This is a genomic window from Delftia sp. DT-2, from assembly GCF_028401915.1.
Classification (GTDB): domain Bacteria; phylum Pseudomonadota; class Gammaproteobacteria; order Burkholderiales; family Burkholderiaceae_C; genus Comamonas; species Comamonas tsuruhatensis.
Genome location: NZ_JAQOTI010000004.1, coordinates 96,824 through 112,676, shown reverse-complemented (window position 1 = coordinate 112,676; position 15,853 = coordinate 96,824). Strand labels below are relative to the sequence as shown.

13 protein-coding genes are annotated in these 15,853 nt (G+C 67.1%); 6 read left to right on the top strand and 7 right to left on the bottom strand.

Annotated features, from left to right (window positions below):
- Positions 1-4: 4 nt before the first annotated feature.
- On the top strand, positions 5-2,578 hold the full coding sequence (locus PO605_RS07790; RefSeq protein ID WP_047472671.1) for an arginine/lysine/ornithine decarboxylase: 2,574 nt from the start codon (positions 5-7) through the stop codon (positions 2,576-2,578).
- Between the two features lie 87 nt (positions 2,579-2,665).
- Here the strand turns inward: PO605_RS07790 and PO605_RS07785 are convergent, their stop codons facing one another.
- The 3 genes from PO605_RS07785 to PO605_RS07775 all read right to left on the bottom strand — a co-directional run bounded on the left by PO605_RS07785 (position 2,666) and on the right by PO605_RS07775 (position 6,107).
- Positions 2,666-3,721 carry a Bug family tripartite tricarboxylate transporter substrate binding protein gene (locus PO605_RS07785; RefSeq protein WP_017403993.1) on the bottom strand — a complete coding sequence of 352 codons (1,056 nt, stop codon included), beginning with the start codon at positions 3,719-3,721 and terminating at the stop codon, positions 2,666-2,668.
- A 145-nt stretch (positions 3,722-3,866) separates the two neighbouring features.
- Positions 3,867-5,114 carry a CaiB/BaiF CoA transferase family protein gene (locus PO605_RS07780; protein ID WP_047472672.1) on the bottom strand — a complete coding sequence of 416 codons (1,248 nt, stop codon included), beginning with the start codon at positions 5,112-5,114 and terminating at the stop codon, positions 3,867-3,869.
- 39 nt (positions 5,115-5,153) lie between these two features.
- Positions 5,154-6,107: a hydroxymethylglutaryl-CoA lyase gene (locus PO605_RS07775; protein ID WP_047472673.1), complete on the bottom strand. Its 954-nt coding sequence runs from the start codon at positions 6,105-6,107 to the stop codon at positions 5,154-5,156.
- A gap of 159 nt (positions 6,108-6,266) precedes the next feature.
- On the opposite strand from PO605_RS07775, the gene PO605_RS07770 reads away from it, so the two are divergent.
- Complete coding sequence (locus PO605_RS07770; RefSeq protein ID WP_047472675.1) at positions 6,267-6,998, top strand: IclR family transcriptional regulator; 732 nt, start codon at positions 6,267-6,269, stop codon at positions 6,996-6,998.
- A 24-nt stretch (positions 6,999-7,022) separates the two neighbouring features.
- Here PO605_RS07770 and PO605_RS07765 read toward each other — a convergent pair whose 3' ends face one another.
- The 4 genes from PO605_RS07765 to fabI all read right to left on the bottom strand — a co-directional run bounded on the left by PO605_RS07765 (position 7,023) and on the right by fabI (position 9,835).
- Positions 7,023-7,943 (bottom strand): ZIP family metal transporter, encoded by a 921-nt coding sequence (locus PO605_RS07765; protein ID WP_016448900.1) that lies wholly within the window; start codon positions 7,941-7,943, stop codon positions 7,023-7,025.
- 45 nt (positions 7,944-7,988) lie between these two features.
- The gene (locus tag PO605_RS07760; RefSeq protein WP_047472676.1) at positions 7,989-8,624 is read right to left on the bottom strand and encodes a superoxide dismutase; all 636 of its coding nucleotides are present in this window, start codon (positions 8,622-8,624) and stop codon (positions 7,989-7,991) included.
- Positions 8,625-8,693: 69 nt separating this feature from the next.
- The gene (locus tag PO605_RS07755; RefSeq protein WP_269431527.1) at positions 8,694-8,819 is read right to left on the bottom strand and encodes a hypothetical protein; all 126 of its coding nucleotides are present in this window, start codon (positions 8,817-8,819) and stop codon (positions 8,694-8,696) included.
- A 215-nt stretch (positions 8,820-9,034) separates the two neighbouring features.
- Positions 9,035-9,835, bottom strand: a complete 801-nt coding sequence (gene fabI, locus PO605_RS07750) for an enoyl-ACP reductase FabI (protein ID WP_016448897.1) — start codon at positions 9,833-9,835, stop codon at positions 9,035-9,037.
- A 123-nt stretch (positions 9,836-9,958) separates the two neighbouring features.
- On the opposite strand from fabI, the gene PO605_RS07745 reads away from it, so the two are divergent.
- The 4 genes from PO605_RS07745 (at position 9,959) to PO605_RS07730 (ending at position 15,833) form a co-directional block, all read left to right on the top strand.
- On the top strand, positions 9,959-11,776 hold the full coding sequence (locus PO605_RS07745; protein WP_016448896.1) for an extracellular solute-binding protein: 1,818 nt from the start codon (positions 9,959-9,961) through the stop codon (positions 11,774-11,776).
- Between the two features lie 96 nt (positions 11,777-11,872).
- Positions 11,873-12,901 (top strand): microcin C ABC transporter permease YejB, encoded by a 1,029-nt coding sequence (locus tag PO605_RS07740; RefSeq protein WP_016448895.1) that lies wholly within the window; start codon positions 11,873-11,875, stop codon positions 12,899-12,901.
- A gap of 173 nt (positions 12,902-13,074) precedes the next feature.
- The gene (locus PO605_RS07735; protein WP_082001570.1) at positions 13,075-14,148 is read left to right on the top strand and encodes an ABC transporter permease; all 1,074 of its coding nucleotides are present in this window, start codon (positions 13,075-13,077) and stop codon (positions 14,146-14,148) included.
- Positions 14,145-15,833: an ABC transporter ATP-binding protein gene (locus tag PO605_RS07730; protein ID WP_046240372.1), complete on the top strand. Its 1,689-nt coding sequence runs from the start codon at positions 14,145-14,147 to the stop codon at positions 15,831-15,833. The genes PO605_RS07735 and PO605_RS07730 overlap by 4 nt, the downstream gene beginning before the upstream one ends.
- Positions 15,834-15,853: the final 20 nt, after the last annotated feature.

The following is a 15,853-nucleotide window of genomic DNA, read 5'->3' as shown; positions in this document are numbered from 1 at the left end:
CCCCATGAAGTTTCGCTTTCCCATCGTCATCATCGACGAGGACTACCGTTCCGAGAACACCTCGGGCCTGGGCATCCGCGCCCTGGCACAGGCCATCGAGCAAGAAGGTTTCGAGGTGCTGGGGGTGACCAGCTACGGCGACCTGTCGCAGTTCGCGCAGCAGCAAAGCCGGGCCAGTGCCTTCATCCTGTCCATCGATGACGAGGAGTTCTCGCTGGGTGGCGAAAGCGATCCCGTGATCCACAGCCTGCGCAGCTTCATCGGCGAAGTGCGCCGCAAGAACGCCGATGTGCCGATCTACATCTACGGCGAGACCAAGACCAGCCGCCACCTGCCCAACGACATCCTGCGCGAGCTGCACGGCTTCATCCACATGTTCGAGGACACGCCGGAGTTCGTGGCCAAGCACATCATCCGCGAGGCCAAGAGCTACCTGGAAGGCGTGCAGCCGCCGTTCTTCAAGGCGCTGCTGGACTATGCGGAAGACGGCTCCTACAGCTGGCACTGCCCCGGACACTCGGGCGGCGTGGCCTTCCTCAAGAGCCCCGTGGGCCAGATGTACCACCAGTTCTACGGCGAGAACATGCTGCGCGCCGACGTGTGCAACGCGGTGGAGGAACTGGGCCAATTGCTGGACCACAACGGCGCCATCGGCGAGAGCGAGCGCAATGCCGCGCGCATCTTCAATGCCGATCACTGCTACTTCGTGACCAACGGCACGTCCACGTCGAACAAGATCGTCTGGCACCACGCCGTGGCGCCCGGCGACGTGGTCGTGGTGGACCGCAACTGCCACAAGTCCATCCTGCACTCCATCATCATGACGGGTGCGATTCCGGTGTTCCTCAAGCCCACGCGCAACCACTTCGGCATCATCGGCCCGATCCCGCAAAGCGAGTTCTCGGTGGAGTCCATCCAGGCCAAGATCGCGGCCAATCCGCTGCTCAAGGGCGTGGATGCCAAGACGGTCAAGCCCCGCGTGCTGACGCTGACGCAGTCCACCTACGACGGCGTGCTCTACAACACCGAGACCATCAAGAGCATGCTGGACGGCTATGTGGCCAACCTGCACTTCGATGAAGCCTGGCTGCCGCACGCTGCCTTCCACCCGTTCTATGGCAGCTACCACGCCATGGGCAAGAAGCGCGCGCGCCCCAAGCACTCGGTGGTGTATGCCACGCAGTCCATCCACAAGCTGCTGGCCGGCATCAGCCAGGCATCGCATGTGCTGGTGCAGGACAGCCAGACCGAAAAGCTGGACCACCACCTGTTCAACGAGGCGTACCTGATGCACACCTCGACCAGCCCCCAGTACAGCATCATCGCCAGCTGCGACGTGGCCGCCGCGATGATGGAGCCGCCCGGCGGCACGGCCCTGGTGGAAGAGTCGATTCTGGAGGCGCTGGACTTCCGCCGTGCCATGCGCAAGGTCGAAGACGAGTTCGGCGACGACGACTGGTGGTTCGAGGTCTGGGGTCCCGAGAAGCTGGCCGATGAAGGCGTCGGCTCGGCCCAGGACTGGATCATCCGCGGCCAGGACGCGGCGCCCAAGCGCTCCAAGGCCAAGAACGGCAAGGAGTTCGACAACTGGCACGGCTTTGGCGAGCTGGCCGACGGCTTCAACATGCTGGATCCGATCAAGTCCACCATCGTGACGCCGGGCCTGGACCTGGACGGCGATTTCTCGGACACGGGCATCCCGGCCTCCATCGTGACCAAGTACCTGGCCGAGCACGGCGTGGTGGTGGAGAAGACGGGCCTGTACTCGTTCTTCATCATGTTCACCATCGGCATCACCAAGGGCCGCTGGAACACCATGCTGACGGCGCTGCAGCAGTTCAAGGACGACTACGACCGCAACCAGCCGCTGGCACGCATCCTGCCCGAGTTCTGCCAGCAGCACCGCCGCTACGAGCGCATGGGCCTGCGCGACCTGTGCCAGCACGTGCACGAGCTGTACGCCAAGTACGACATCGCCCGCCTGACGACCGAGATGTATCTGTCGGACCTCAAGCCCGCGATGAAGCCCAGCGATGCCTACGCCCACATCGCGCACCGCAAGACCGAGCGCGTGGAGATCGACCACCTGGAAGGCCGCATCACCGTGGGCCTGGTCACGCCGTACCCGCCCGGCATTCCGCTGCTGATCCCCGGCGAGGTGTTCAACCGCAAGATCGTGGATTACCTGCTGTTCGCGCGTGAGTTCGCCAAGGAGTGCCCTGGCTTCGAGACCGACATTCACGGCCTGGTGGAGCTGGAGGACGCAGACGGCGAGGTGCGCTACTACGCCGACTGCGTGGCCCAGGCCGCTCCTGCCCGCAAGGCGCCGGCTGCCGGCAAGTCTGCGGCCGGAAAATCTGCAGCGGCCAAGGCTGCGGCCAAGCCGGCTGCCAAGGCTGCGGCAAAGCCCGCTGCCAAAAAGGCCGTGAAGGCTGCTGCCGTCAAGGCGCCGGCCAAGCGCCCCGCAGCGGCCCGCAAGGCCGGGTCGGCGCCGGAAGTCGGCACGGCTGCCAAGCCGGTGCGTGGCCGCAAGATGGTGCAGGTGGGCGATGATGGCCCCTTCGGCCGCACGATCTGATCGGCTGGCCGGCTGACGACGGCCCGTCAAAAAGGCGCGGTGCCCGCAAGGGGCGCCGCGCCTTTTTTCTTGCCCGCTGTTTGCCGCTCACTCCAGGCGGATCCTGGCATCGCGGATCAGCGCGGCCCAGTCCGTCTGCTCCTTGAGCAGGTACCGGGCCGCGTCCTGCATGCTGCCGCCCAGGGCCGTGCTGCCCTCGGCCTGCAGTTGCTGCTGCACGGCGGGCTGCTGCAGGGCCGCGTTCACGGCGGTATTCATCTTCTGCACGACGGCGGCCGGCGTGCCCTTGGGCGCGACGATCAGCTTCCAGTCCACGGCCTCGAAGCCTGCATAGCCCGACTCGGCCACTGTGGGCACCTCGGGCAGGATGGGCAGGCGCCTGGCCGAGGTCACGGCCAGGGCGCGCAGCTTGCCGCCCTTGAGCAGCGGATAGACGGCCTGGGGCGTGCCGAACATGTAGTGCGTCTGCTTGCCCAGCAGGTCGGTCACGGCCGGCGCTGCGCCCTTGTAGGGCACGTTGAGCACCTGGATGCCGGCCTTGAAGGCCAGCATCTCGCCGGCCAGGTGGCCCACCGTGCCCGTCGATGCCAGTCCCTGGCGGATGCCGCCCGGGTCGGCCTTGGCGGCCTTGACCAGGTCCTGCACCGATTTCCATGGCGAGTCCTGCGGCACGACCAGCACCGTGGGCTGGGCGGCGACCAGGGCCACGGGGATCAGGTCGGTGCGGGGGTTGAAGGGCATGCTGGGCAGCAGGGCGGGGTTGATGGCGAGGTTGGCGGTCTGGCCCATGCCGAAGGTATAGCCATCCGGCGCGGACTTGGCCACCGCATCCAGGCCGATGTTGCCGCCTGCGCCGGGCTTGTTGTCCACGACCACGGTCCATTGGTTCAGCGTGCCCACGCGCTCGCTGATCTGGCGCGCGACCGCGTCCGTGCCGCCGCCCGGCGTGTAGGGCACGACCATGCGCACGGCGCGCGAGGGCCAGTTGCCGGGCTGGGCCTGGGCCGCCAGGGGGAGCAGGGCGGCAGCCAATGCGGGCAGGGCGCACAGCAGCAACTGGCGGCGCGGGGCGGAACAGGGGCGGGCCTGGGTCAGTGTCTGAGTCCGGTTTTGGGCGGCCGGGTTGCGGTGGATGGCGGGCATGGTGTTGTCTCCGGGAATTTCTGGGAAAAGGCCTCCCCGCCGGGCGCGCGGCAAGCGTCGTCCGGTGTGGGGTGGATGGGGTGCAAGGTTGCAGGGGCGCCGCGCGTCGGGTGGACGGCGGCGGCTTCAGTGGCTCAGCCTGGCATCAATGGGAGGCCTTGGCGTGGCTGTCGGTGGCCTCGCCCTGGGCCAGGGCCAGGGCCTGCTCGCTGCTGTAGCCCAGTGCGGTGAGGATCTCCAGGCTGTGCTCGCCCAGGCGCGGGGGCGACAGGCGCACATCCAGGCGCTTGCCGTCCAGCGTGAAGGGCAGCAGCACGGTCTTGGTCTCGCGGCCATCGGGCAGGGTGATGGGGGCCAGCGAGCCCGTGGCGTTCAGGTGCGGGTCTTGCAGCAGGTCCTGCGGGCGTGCGATGGGGGCGAAGGGCAGGCCGTTCTTCTCGAAGACCTCGGCAATGTGGGCGGCGCTGTGCGGGGCCATCTTCTCGCGCAGCAGCGGCATCAGCCAGCTGCGCGCCAGCACGCGGTCGTTGTTGCTGCCAAGGCGCGGATCGTCGCGCAGCTCGCCCAGGCCGAAGGCATCGCAGAACAGGCGCCAGGCGCCGTCGCTGACCACGGCCAGGAAGATCTGCTCGCCGCCCTGGACCTCGAACACGTCGTAGATGGCCCAGGCCGAGATGCGTGCCGGCATGGGCGCGGCCGGCTTGCCGGTGACGGCGAACTGCATCATGTGCTGGGCGACCAGGAAGATGTTGTTCTCGAACAGTGCGCTTTGCACTTCCTGGCCGCGCCCGGTCTTCTCGCGCTGGGCCAGGGCAGCCATCGCGCCCATGGCGCCGAACATGCCGCCCATGATGTCGTTGACGCTGGCGCCGGCGCGCAGCGGGTCGCCGGGGCGGCCCGTCATGTAGGCCAGGCCACCCATCATCTGCACCACCTCGTCCAGCGCCGTGCGGTGCTCGTAGGGGCCGGGCAGAAAGCCCTTGTGGCTCACGTAGATGAGGCGCTCGAAGCGGTCCTTGAGGCTGTCGTAGTCCAGCCCCAGCTTGCGCATGGTGCCGGGCTTGAAGTTCTCGCAGACCACGTCGGCCGTGGCGATCAGGCGCAGCGCGGCCTGCTTGCCTTCCTCGGTCTGCAGGTCCAGCGTCACGCTCTTCTTGTTGCGGTTGAACAGCGGGAAAAAGCCGGAGCCCGAACCCAGCAGCTTGCGCGTGGCATCGCCGTCGCGGCCGTGGCCCACGGGCTCGACCTTGATGACTTCGGCGCCCAGGTCGGCCAGCATCATGCCGCAGGACGGGCCCATGACCATGTGGGTGAACTCGACCACGCGGATGCCTGCGTAGGGCAGTGGCGTGGCCTGGCCTGCGGCCGTGTCGGGGGAGGTGGGTTGGCTCATGGGAAAACGGTGAATGAATGTATGGGTTGTCGCCGCGGCTCAGGCCGGTGCGTAGGGGTGGGGCGCAAAGCCCTTGGGCAGTCCGGCCAGCGGCGTCATGCCGTGCAGCTCCTCGCCGGGCAGGCCTGCGGCCAGCGGCTGGCGGGCGGCGATCAGGCGATCGATGTCCACGCCGGTGCGGATGCCCATGGCCTCGAACATGAAGACCAGGTCTTCGGTGACCACGTTGCCCGAGGCGCCCGGCGCGTACGGGCAGCCACCCAGGCCGGCCAGCGAGGCATCGAAGGTGCGCGCGCCAGCCTCGTAGGCGGCCAGGCAGTTGGCCAGGCCCAGGCCGCGCGTATTGTGCATGTGGGCCGCGCCTGCCTGTTCGCCCAGCTCGGCGCGCAGCCGTGTGAACAGGCGCCGCACCTGGGCCGGGTTGGCCATGCCCGTGGTGTCGGACAGGCCCGATTCATCGGCGCCGGCTGCCACGCAGGCCAGGGCCAGTGCAATCACTTCGTCCTCGGGCACCAGGCCCTGCAGCGTGCAGCCGAAGGCCGTGGAGATGCCCGCCTCGATCAGGGCATGCGGTGCGATCTCGTCGCGCAGCGCGGCAATGGCCCGCACCTCGTCCACCATCTGCATGGGGGTCTTGCGCACATTGGCCATGGAATGCGCGGGGCTGGCCGATACGGGCAGGGTGACCTTGTGGACGCCGGCGCGCAGCGCAGCCTCGGCACCGCGCAGATTGGGGACCAGGGCCATCACGGTGATGCCGGGCAGCGTGATGGCGTGGGCGACCACCTCGGCCGCGTCGGCCATCTGGGGCAGCAGCTTGGGCGAGACGAAGGAGCCGACCTCGATCTCCTGCAGGCCCGCATGGGCCAGGGCGTCGATCCACGCCAGCTTGTGCGCTGTGGACATGGTGGAGGCCACGGACTGCAGGCCATCGCGCGGGCCGACTTCGCTGATGAGTACGTCAAAACGGTGGGAGGACATGGGCAGGGACATCCGGTGGTGGGTGGCGATGACCGCAGGATTCGCCTGTTGACATCGGTTGCTTGAGTTGTTCTAATAGATAGAACTTGATTCTCTCTATTGAAATATTCCCTGCTGCACGCGCTATCGTCAAGCCTGCGTGCCTGGGGTTTTCCCTTGGGTGCCTTCGATATGCCTCGCAAATCAGTGACGGAATCGGTAGCCGACGAGAACGCCGCGCCGGGCGGCGTGGCTGCGGTGGACCGGGCCTTGAGCCTGCTGGCCGCCTTTCGCGACGGAGATGACGGGCTGACGCTGGCCCAGCTGTCGGAACGCACGCGCCTGTACAAGAGCACCGTGCTGCGGCTGCTGGCTTCGCTGGAGCATGGCGGCTGGGTGCTGCGCATGGATGATGGCCGCTATGCCGTGGGCCCGGCCGTGGCACGGCTGAACACCGTGTATGCCCGGCATTTCTCGCTGGACAGCGTGATCATGCCCGTGCTGCGTACCCTGGTGCAGGCCACGGGCGAGAGTGCGGCCTACCACGTGCGCCAGGGGCAGGACCGGCTGTGCCTGTACCGCGTGGATTCGCCCCATCCCGTGCGCGACCATGCGCGCACCGGCGATCTGCTGCCGCTGGGGCAGGGTGCGGGCGGGCGGGTGCTGTCCGCGTTCGATGCCGAGCTGTACGCCGCATCGCGCGGCGGCAGCCGCACGCAGCTGGCCCGCGTGCGCGCCGATGGCTACTGCGCCATGGTGGGAGACAGGCACCGGGAGATCGCCGGGATTTCTGCCCCGGTCTTCAAGCGCGATGGAGAGTTGGCAGCGGCACTGACACTGACCATGCCAGCCCACCGCTACGAGGAGCGCCACGCCCGCCATGTGCTGGCGGCGGCGCGGGAGCTGGGGCTCTTGCTGCCCTGAGCCAGGCGTGCGCGGTGCGCGGACTCAGCCCAGCGCCGTGTCCAGCACCATCATCAGCACAAAGCCCAGCATGAGGCCGCCCGTGGCAAAGGCCTCGTGGCCCTTGCGGTGCGACTCGGGAATGATCTCGTGGCTGATCACGAAGAGCATGGCGCCTGCCGCAAAGCCCAGGCCCCAGGGAAGCAGCGCGGCCGAGCCGCTGACGATGACTGCGCCCAGCACGGCGCCCAGCGGCTCCACCAGGCCCGATGCCATGCCCAGCGCCACAGCAAAGCTGCGCTTGTAGCCCGCAGCCAGCAGGGCCACGGCGACCACCAGGCCCTCGGGCACATCCTGGATGGCAATGCCTGTGGCCAGCGCATTGGCGCGCAGTCCGTCGTTGCCCGCATAGCCCACGCCGATGGCCAGGCCTTCGGGCAGGTTGTGCAGGGCAATGGCAAAGACGAACAGCCAGGTGCGCTGCAGCTTGCGCGCGCCTTGCGGGTCCAGGCCTTCGCGGCCCTTGATGAAGTGTTCGTGCGGCAGCAGCCGGTCCATGAGCATGAGCGCCGCGCCGCCCAGCAGGATTGCCGTGCCGATGACAGCGCCTGCCGCCCAGCCCCCGCCCCCAAACAGGCCCTGCGTACGCACCGCTTCCAGCCCCGGCAGGATCAGCGAGAAGGCGCAGGCCGCCAGCATGACGCCGGCGCCAAAGCCGAACAAGGTGTCCTGCGTGCGCTCGGACAGGCGCTGGGACAGCATCACGGGAACGGTGCCCAGGGCTGTCGCCAGCGCGGCTGCCGAGCCGCCGGCCAGGGCCTGGAAGACCACCGGATGGTTCTGGGCATAGGCCCAGAACTGGCTGGTGAGCGCCCAGGCGCCGGCCATCATGATGGCCAGGCCGATCCACAGGCGGATGTTGGACCGTACGCTGGTCTTGGAGCGGAAGCGTTGTGGCAGATCCATGCTGGTCGGGAATGGGTTGGGGCGTTGGCGGGCAGGCTTGGCCGATCAGCCGCGGGCTGCGGCGTAGCGGCGGGCCACTTCGGTCCAGCTGACTACGTTGTAGAACGCCGCGATGTATTCGGGGCGGCGATTCTGGTACTTGAGGTAGTAGGCGTGTTCCCACACGTCCAGGCCCAGGATGGGGGTGGCTCCGGAGCCGATGCCGGCCATCAGCGGGCTGTCCTGGTTGCCGCTGCTTTCCACGGCAAGCTTGCCGTCCTTGCCCACCACGAGCCACGCCCAGCCGCTGCCAAAGCGCGTGAGCGCGGCCTGGGTGAAGGTGGCCTTGAAGGCATCGAAGCCCCCCAGCTCCCTGTCGATGGCCTGGGCCAGCTCGCCCGAGGGGGCGCCTCCGCCACCCTGGTCTGCCGGGGCCATCACGGTCCAGAACAGGCTGTGGTTGGCATGGCCGCCGCCGTTGTTGCGCACGGCGCCGCGCACGCCTTCGGGCAGCAGGGACAGGTCGGCGATCAGCTGCTCCACGGGCTGGCTGCCGTGCGGCGTGTCCTTGAGTGCGGCATTCAGGTTGTTCACATAGGCCTGATGGTGCTTGGTGTAGTGGATCTCCATGGTCTGCGCATCGATATGGGGCTCCAGCGCGTCGTAGGCGTAGTTCAGGGGAGGCAGGGTGTAGTTGCTCATGTGGTTTCTTTCAGGGACTACGGGGGAAATCGGTGCGTCGTAAGGCGTGTGGGGGGGCGAGACCTGCAGTCAGTGCGCCAGCCGCGAGGGCAGGGCCGTTGCCGCGATGTCGAAGACCCGGGACGAGGCCTGCAGTGCCGCATCGATGGGGGCTTGAACGGGAGAGGGCAGGCTGAGGTCAGGGGTTGCTTGCATCTCTGCTGGCTCCGAGGGTTTCAGAGATTCCTTGATATTGATCTGAGAATTGTATTATTCATGAGAATCATTCTCATTCAAAACAAAAATGACCTCAGTCAAGCCGATGTGTATTTCCTTGCGCGTGCAGGCAGGACCCGCAGTCGTGGGTTCCGGGCGAAAAAAAGCCCCGCAGGCGGCAATGCCTGCGGGGCCGGTCGGGTGGCGGTGGCCGCTTAGACCTGGTCGGCCGACAGGCCTGCAGTCTGGCTGAAGCCGCCGTCCACGTAGGTGATCTCGGCCGTCACGCCCGAGGCCAGGTCGGACAGCAGGAAGGCGGCCACATTGCCCACATCCTCGATGGTCACGTTGCGGCGCAGCGGCGATGCATCGGCCACGCGGCCCAGCAGCTTGCCGAAGTCCTTGATGCCCGATGCGGCCAGCGTCTTGATGGGACCGGCCGAGATGCCGTTGGCGCGGATGGCGCGGCCGTCTGCCGTGCGGCCCACGGCCTCGGCCAGGTAGCGCACCGAGGCTTCCAGCGATGCCTTGGCCAGGCCCATGGTGTTGTAGTTGGGGATGGAGCGCAACGCGCCCAGGTACGACAGCGTCAGCAGCGAGGACTTGTCATTGAGGTAAGGCAGGGCCGCCTTGGCCATCGCGGGGAAGCTGTAGGCGCTGATGTCGTGCGCGATCTTGAAGCCCTCGCGCGACAGGCCTTCCAGGAAGTTGCCGGCGATGGCCTCGCGCGGCGCGAAGCCGATGCTGTGCACGAAGCCGTCGAACTTGCCCCAGGTGGCGCCCAGGTCGGCGAACAGCTTGTCGATCTGGGCGTCGTCGGCCACGTCGCAGTCGAAGATCAGCTTGGAGTCGAATTCGGCGGCGAACTCGGTGATGCGGTCCTTGAAGCGCTCGCCCACATAGCTGAACGCCAGCTCCGCGCCCTGTGCGTGGCAGGCCTTGGCGATGCCGTAGGCGATGGAGCGGTTGGACAGAACGCCCGTGATCAGCAGTTTTTTACCGGCGAGAAAGCCCATTGTTGTTCTCCAGAGGAAGTGAGTGGAAGTGCGCAGCAGCTGGCGGCGAAGGCGGGGCCCCGCGTCAGCGTTTGCCAGCGGGCGGCTGGCTGCGTGGTGCAGAATTGTCGCATGCGCCATTGGATGATTTCTTCGCTGCTGCTGGCCTCGGCGTGTGTGCCGGCGTGGGGCTCGCATGCCTATGCCCTGTGGGGAGAGCCCCGCTATGCCGAGGGCTTCAGCCATTTCGACTATGTCAACGCCAAGGCCCCCAAGGGCGGCGAGCTGCGCCTGGTGAGCAACCTGCGCATCTCCACCTTTGACAAGTACAACCCGTTCACCATCAAGGGATCGTCTCCGGCCTATCTGGCCGAACTGATGTTCGACACCCTGCTGTGGCCCTCGCTGGACGAGACCGCCACGGGCTACGGACTGCTGGCAGAGGATGTGCAGGCTGCCCCCGACGGCCTGTCGGCCACGTTCCGGCTGCGGCCGCAAGCGCGCTTTCACAACGGCAAGCCCGTGCTGGCTGCCGATGTCAAGTTCAGCTATGACACGCTGGTGGGGCCGCACGCATTGCCTGGCTACCGATCGCTGTTCTTCGATGTGGCGGGGGTCGACGTGCTGGATGAACGCACGGTGCGCTTTCGCTTCAAGCAGCCGAACCGGGAACTGCCGCTGGTTGTGGGCGCCATTCCCGTCTTCAGCCGCGACTGGGGCATGGAAAACGGCAAGCCCAAGCCCTTCGACCAGGTGGTGACGGATACGCCCATCGGCAGTGGGCCCTACAGGATAGGACCTGTGCGCTTCGGCAAGGACATCACCTATGTGCGCGACCCGGACTACTGGGGGCGCGATCTGCCCGCGCGCGTGGGCACGGCCAATTTCGACCGCATCTCCGTCAAGATCTACCGCGACAACACGGCGAAGCTGGAAGCGCTGAAGGCCGGCGAGTTCGACCTGATGCGTTTTTACAGCGCCGGCGACTGGGCGCGGCGCCTGTACGGCAAGCGCTTCGACCGGGGCGAGCTGGTCAAGGGCGAATTCAGCAACAAGCTGCCCTCGGGGTTCCAGAGCTATGTGCTCAATACCCGGCGCCCTTTGCTGCAGGACGTGCGCGTTCGCCGTGCGCTGGACCTGGCCCTGGACTACGAATGGATGAACCGGCAGATGTTCTACGGCTCCTACCAGCGCGTGCGCGGGCTGTTCGGCAACACGGCCTGCGAGACCCATGGCGAGCCCTCGCCAGAGGAGCTGGCGCTCATGGAGCCCCTGCGCAAGAGCATTCCGCCGGAGGCTTTCGGCCCCATGGCCGAGCCGCCGCGCACCGATGGCAACAACTCGCTGCGTGCCAACCTGCGCCAGGCGCGGCAATTGCTGGCCGATGCCGGCTGGACCATTCAGGATGGCGTGCTGCGCAATGCGCGGGGCCAGGCCATGGAGCTGGAGTACCTGGACAGCAGCGAGTCGGGCATACGCCAGGTCTCGCCCTGGATACGCAATCTGGAAAAGCTGGGCATACGGCTGCGCTTTCGCTCGGCGGACTTTGCGCTGTACCAGCAGCGCGTGGAGAAGTTCGACTACGACATCATCTCCATTGCCTACCAGGGCACGAACAACCCGGGCCAGGAATTCGCCGACCTGTTCGGCAGTCGGGCGGCGGACACGGACGGCTCGGGCAATTTTCCCGGAGTCAAGAATCCCGCCGTCGATGCCTTGATCCGGCGCATGACCGAGGCCAAGACCGAGGCGCAGCTGTTGCCCGCGTGCCACGCACTGGAGCGTGTCATCGCGCATGGACACTACCTGATTCCGCAGTGGAGCGCGGGAACGCACCGCATGGTCTACGACTCCTGGCGGCTGGTGCGGCCCGCCGTGGTTCCCGCCTACGCGAAGGGCGAGAGCTGGGCCATGGATACCTGGTGGGCCCGCATGCCGGTGCTGACCGCGCCGCCTCCATGAGCGGGCGCTGCCGCCGCATCGTTGCGATCCGTTGCATGATGGGCACGCTCCCGGGCCGGGGTGCCCCCCGGCAATCGACATAATGCAGGACTTCTTATGTGGGCCTACATACTCAAACGCTTGCTGCTGATGGTGCCGACCCTGCTGGGCGTGCTGCTGCTGACCTTCGTGGTCGTGCAGTTCGTGCCCGGTGGCCCGGTGGAGCAGTACCTTGCCGAAGCCAAGGCCAGCGTGGGCCGTGGCGGCGAAGGCGGTGGCCTGGCCTACCGTGGCAACCAGGGGGTGGACCCCCAGCGCATAGAGCAGATCAAGGCACTCTACGGCTTTGACAAGCCGGCCCATGAGCGCTTCTTCCAGATGCTCGGGCAGTTCGCGCGGTTCGACCTGGGGCGCAGTTTCTTTCAGAACAAGGATGTCTGGCAGCTGATCAAGGAGAAGCTGCCGGTCTCGGCCAGCCTGGGCCTGTGGACCTTTTTCATCAGCTACCTCGTGGCCGTGCCCCTGGGCATTGCCAAGGCCGTGCGTGCCGGCTCGCGTTTCGACTTCTTCACCACGCTGCTGATCCTGGTGGGCTATGCGATTCCGGGCTTTGTGCTGGGCGTGGCGCTGCTGGTGATCTTCGGCGGGCAGCTGCAATGGTTTCCGCTGCGCGGGCTGACCTCGGCCAACTGGGATGAGCTGTCCTGGGGCGCGCGCATCGTGGACTATCTATGGCATATCGCGCTGCCGGTCACGGCCATGGTGGCGGGCAGCTTCGCCATCACCGCCATGCTCACCAAGAATGCCTTTCTGGAAGAGATCCGCAAGCAATATGTGCTGACAGCCCGCGCCAAGGGCCTGTCGGAGCGGCAGGTGCTTTATCGGCATGTGCTGCGCAATGCGCTGATTCCCATCGTCACCGGCTTTCCGGCCGCCTTCATCGGTGCCTTCTTCACGGGCTCGCTGCTGATAGAAACGCTGTTCTCGCTGGACGGCCTGGGCCTGCTCAGCTATGACAGCGTGATACGGCGCGACTATCCCGTGGTGCTGGGCACGCTGTACCTGTTCACGCTGATCGGCCTGGTGACCAAGCTGGTCAGCGATCTTTGTTATGTGTGGGTGGATCCGCGTGTACGGTTTGACTAGGTACCTTCCGAGCCGCTTCGCGGCTTGCCCGGTATGCACGGCGCCCTGTATCGCGGGGGGCGGACGGGCGGCGCGTGGCGCCGGGCTTCGTTTCCTGGAGCGACATGGACACTGAAATGCAATCCGTTGTGGTTTCTGGAACGGGGCTGCCAGGGGCTGGGGCGCCTGCACCGATGGCGGCGGCGGCGGTTTCGCCGGCGCGGCGGGCCTGGCTGCGGTTCAGGCGCAATCGGCTGGGATATTGGAGCCTGGTCGCTTTTTGCGTGATGGTGGTGCTGAGCCTGGGCGCCGAGCTGATCAGCAACGACCGGCCCCTGGTGGTGCGCTACGAAGGCCAGACCTACTGGCCGCTGTGGAACGATTATTCCGAGAAGACCTTCGGCGGCGACTTCGAGACGGCGGCCGACTATCTGGATCCCTACATCCGGGATCGCCTGAGCCAGGGTGGCAACTGGGCGCTGTACACGCTCAATCCCTACGGGCCGCAGGCGCTCAACTACTTTGCGAGCTTGCCCAATCCGGCGCCGCCCTCGCGCGAGAACCTGCTGGGCACGGACGATCGCGGGCGCGATCTGCTTGCGCAACTGATCTACGGCTTTCGCGTGAGCGTGCTGTTTGCGCTGGCGCTGACGGCCTCCGGCGTGGTGCTGGGCGTGGTGACGGGGGCCATCCAGGGCTTTTTCGGCGGCAGGACCGATCTGGCGTTTCAGCGCTTCATCGAGATCTGGGGCTCCATGCCCGAGCTGTATCTGCTGATCATCTTCAGCGCGGTGCTGGCGCCCAGCGTCTCGCTGCTGCTGGTGCTGCTGTCGCTGTTCGGCTGGATGGGGCTGTCGGACTATGTGCGGGCCGAATTCCTGCGCAACCGCCAGCTCGACTACGTGAAGTCGGCGCGTGCGCTGGGCGTGGGCAATGGCGCGCTGATCTGGCGCCATCTGCTGCCCAACAGCATGACGCCCGTGGTCACCTTTTTGCCGTTTCGCATGAGTGCAGCCATCCTGGCGCTGACTTCGCTTGATTTCCTGGGCCTGGGCGTTCCGCCCGATACGCCCAGCCTGGGCGAGTTGCTGAGCCAGGGCAAGAACAGCATCGATGCCTGGTGGATCTCGCTGTCCACCTTTGCGGTGCTGGTGGTGACGCTGCTGCTGCTGACCTTCATGGGCGATGCGCTGCGCGATGCGCTGGACCCGCGCAAGGCCGCTGCCACCGATGCAGCCCCGGCCGTTGATGCGAAGGACGCCGCATGAACGCAGAGCAGCCGGCAATGGACATGCCTTCCGCCCCCGGTCGCGGCCGGACGCTGCTGTCTGTGCGCAACCTGCGCGTGCGCTTTGGCAGCAAGGACGTGGTGCACGGCGTGAGCTTCGATCTGGCGGCCGGTGAGAAGCTGGCGCTGGTGGGTGAGTCCGGTTCGGGCAAGACCATCACGGCGCTGTCCCTGCTGCGGCTGGCCGGTGACGCCCAGCTGGGCGGGCAGGCGCTTTTCGACGGCCGCGACCTCCTGCGCCTGCCCGAGCGCGAGATGCGGGCCGTGCGCGGCGGCGACGTAGCCATGATCTTCCAGGAGCCCATGACGGCGCTCAATCCGCTGATGACCGTGGGCGAACAGGTGGGCGAGGTGCTGCGCCTCAAGCAGGGGCTGACGCGGGCGCAGTCCCTGGCCCAGGCGGCCGAACTGCTGGCGACCACGGGCATTGCCGAGCCCGTGCGCCGTGCCCGCGCCTTTCCGCATCAGCTCAGCGGCGGCCAGCGTCAGCGCGCCATGATCGCCATGGCACTGGCCAGCAGCCCGCGCCTGCTGCTGGCCGATGAGCCGACCACGGCGCTCGACGTCACGCTGCGCGGACAGATCCTGCAATTGCTCGATGACCTGCAACGCCAGACCGGCATGGCCGTGCTGATGATCACCCACGACCTGCACCTGGTGCGGCGCTTTGCCGATCGCGTGGCGGTGATGGAGCGCGGGCAGCTGGTGGAGCAGGGCGAGGTGCCGGCGGTCATGGCAGCTCCGCGCCATGCCTACACGCGCAAGCTGCTGGCCAGTGTGCCGCGCCGCGATCTGGTCGAGGCGCAGGCCGGTACACCGGGGGCGGCTCCCGAGCCGCTGGTCCATGCGCAGGGCCTCAAGGTCAGCTACCCGGTGCCGTTGACGGGCGTGCGCGGCTGGTTTGGCCAGGGGCGTTTTGTTGCCGTGCAGTCCGCCGACCTGGACCTGATGCCCGGGCGCACCGTGGGTGTGGTCGGGGAGTCGGGCTCGGGCAAGTCCACGCTGGCCCAGGCCGTGCTGGGCCTGCTGCCGCATGAAGGCCAACTGCGCATCGCTGGCCAGGCCTGGAGGCAGCCGGCCACGCGCAACTCGCCGGCCAATCTTGCGCTGCGGCGCAAGGTGCAAGTGGTGTTCCAGGACCCGTATTCATCGCTGTCGCCACGGCTGACGCTGGAGCAGATTGTTGGCGAGGGCCTGCGCGTGCACGCCCCGGCGCTCACGGGGCGGCAGCGCCGTGACCGTGTCGTGGACATGCTGTCTGCCGTCGGGCTGACGGATGAGCAGTTCCCCGGTCTGCTCGATCGCTATCCGCATGAGTTCTCCGGGGGCCAGCGCCAGCGTATCGCCATTGCGCGTGCCCTGGTGCTGGAGCCTGAAGTGCTGGTGCTTGACGAGCCCACCAGTGCGCTGGATGTGACCATTCAGCAGCAGGTGCTGGGCCTGCTGCAGCGGCTGCAGCGCGAACGTGGCCTGGCCTATCTGCTCATCACGCACGATGTGGACGTGATCCGCGCCATGGCCCATGACGTGGTGGTGATGAAGGATGGCGCCATCGTCGAATCCGGCCCCGTGGCCCAGGTGCTGGGCGCGCCGCGTGAGTCCTATACCCAGCGGCTGGTGGAGGCTGCTGGCTTTTCGGGTGACGGCATGCCCGAAGGGTTCTGAGTTCGCCGGCCTGCCGCCGG

Coding starts and splice junctions, on each gene's coding strand:
- PO605_RS07790 (WP_047472671.1), top strand. CDS start 5: ATGAAGTTTCGCTTTCCCATCGTCATCATCGACGAGGACTACCGTTCC.
- PO605_RS07785 (WP_017403993.1), bottom strand. CDS start 3,721: ATGCCCGCCATCCACCGCAACCCGGCCGCCCAAAACCGGACTCAGACA.
- PO605_RS07780 (WP_047472672.1), bottom strand. CDS start 5,114: ATGAGCCAACCCACCTCCCCCGACACGGCCGCAGGCCAGGCCACGCCA.
- PO605_RS07775 (WP_047472673.1), bottom strand. CDS start 6,107: ATGTCCCTGCCCATGTCCTCCCACCGTTTTGACGTACTCATCAGCGAA.
- PO605_RS07770 (WP_047472675.1), top strand. CDS start 6,267: ATGCCTCGCAAATCAGTGACGGAATCGGTAGCCGACGAGAACGCCGCG.
- PO605_RS07765 (WP_016448900.1), bottom strand. CDS start 7,943: ATGGATCTGCCACAACGCTTCCGCTCCAAGACCAGCGTACGGTCCAAC.
- PO605_RS07760 (WP_047472676.1), bottom strand. CDS start 8,624: ATGAGCAACTACACCCTGCCTCCCCTGAACTACGCCTACGACGCGCTG.
- PO605_RS07755 (WP_269431527.1), bottom strand. CDS start 8,819: ATGCAAGCAACCCCTGACCTCAGCCTGCCCTCTCCCGTTCAAGCCCCC.
- fabI (WP_016448897.1), bottom strand. CDS start 9,835: ATGGGCTTTCTCGCCGGTAAAAAACTGCTGATCACGGGCGTTCTGTCC.
- PO605_RS07745 (WP_016448896.1), top strand. CDS start 9,959: ATGATTTCTTCGCTGCTGCTGGCCTCGGCGTGTGTGCCGGCGTGGGGC.
- PO605_RS07740 (WP_016448895.1), top strand. CDS start 11,873: ATGTGGGCCTACATACTCAAACGCTTGCTGCTGATGGTGCCGACCCTG.
- PO605_RS07735 (WP_082001570.1), top strand. CDS start 13,075: ATGGCGGCGGCGGCGGTTTCGCCGGCGCGGCGGGCCTGGCTGCGGTTC.
- PO605_RS07730 (WP_046240372.1), top strand. CDS start 14,145: ATGAACGCAGAGCAGCCGGCAATGGACATGCCTTCCGCCCCCGGTCGC.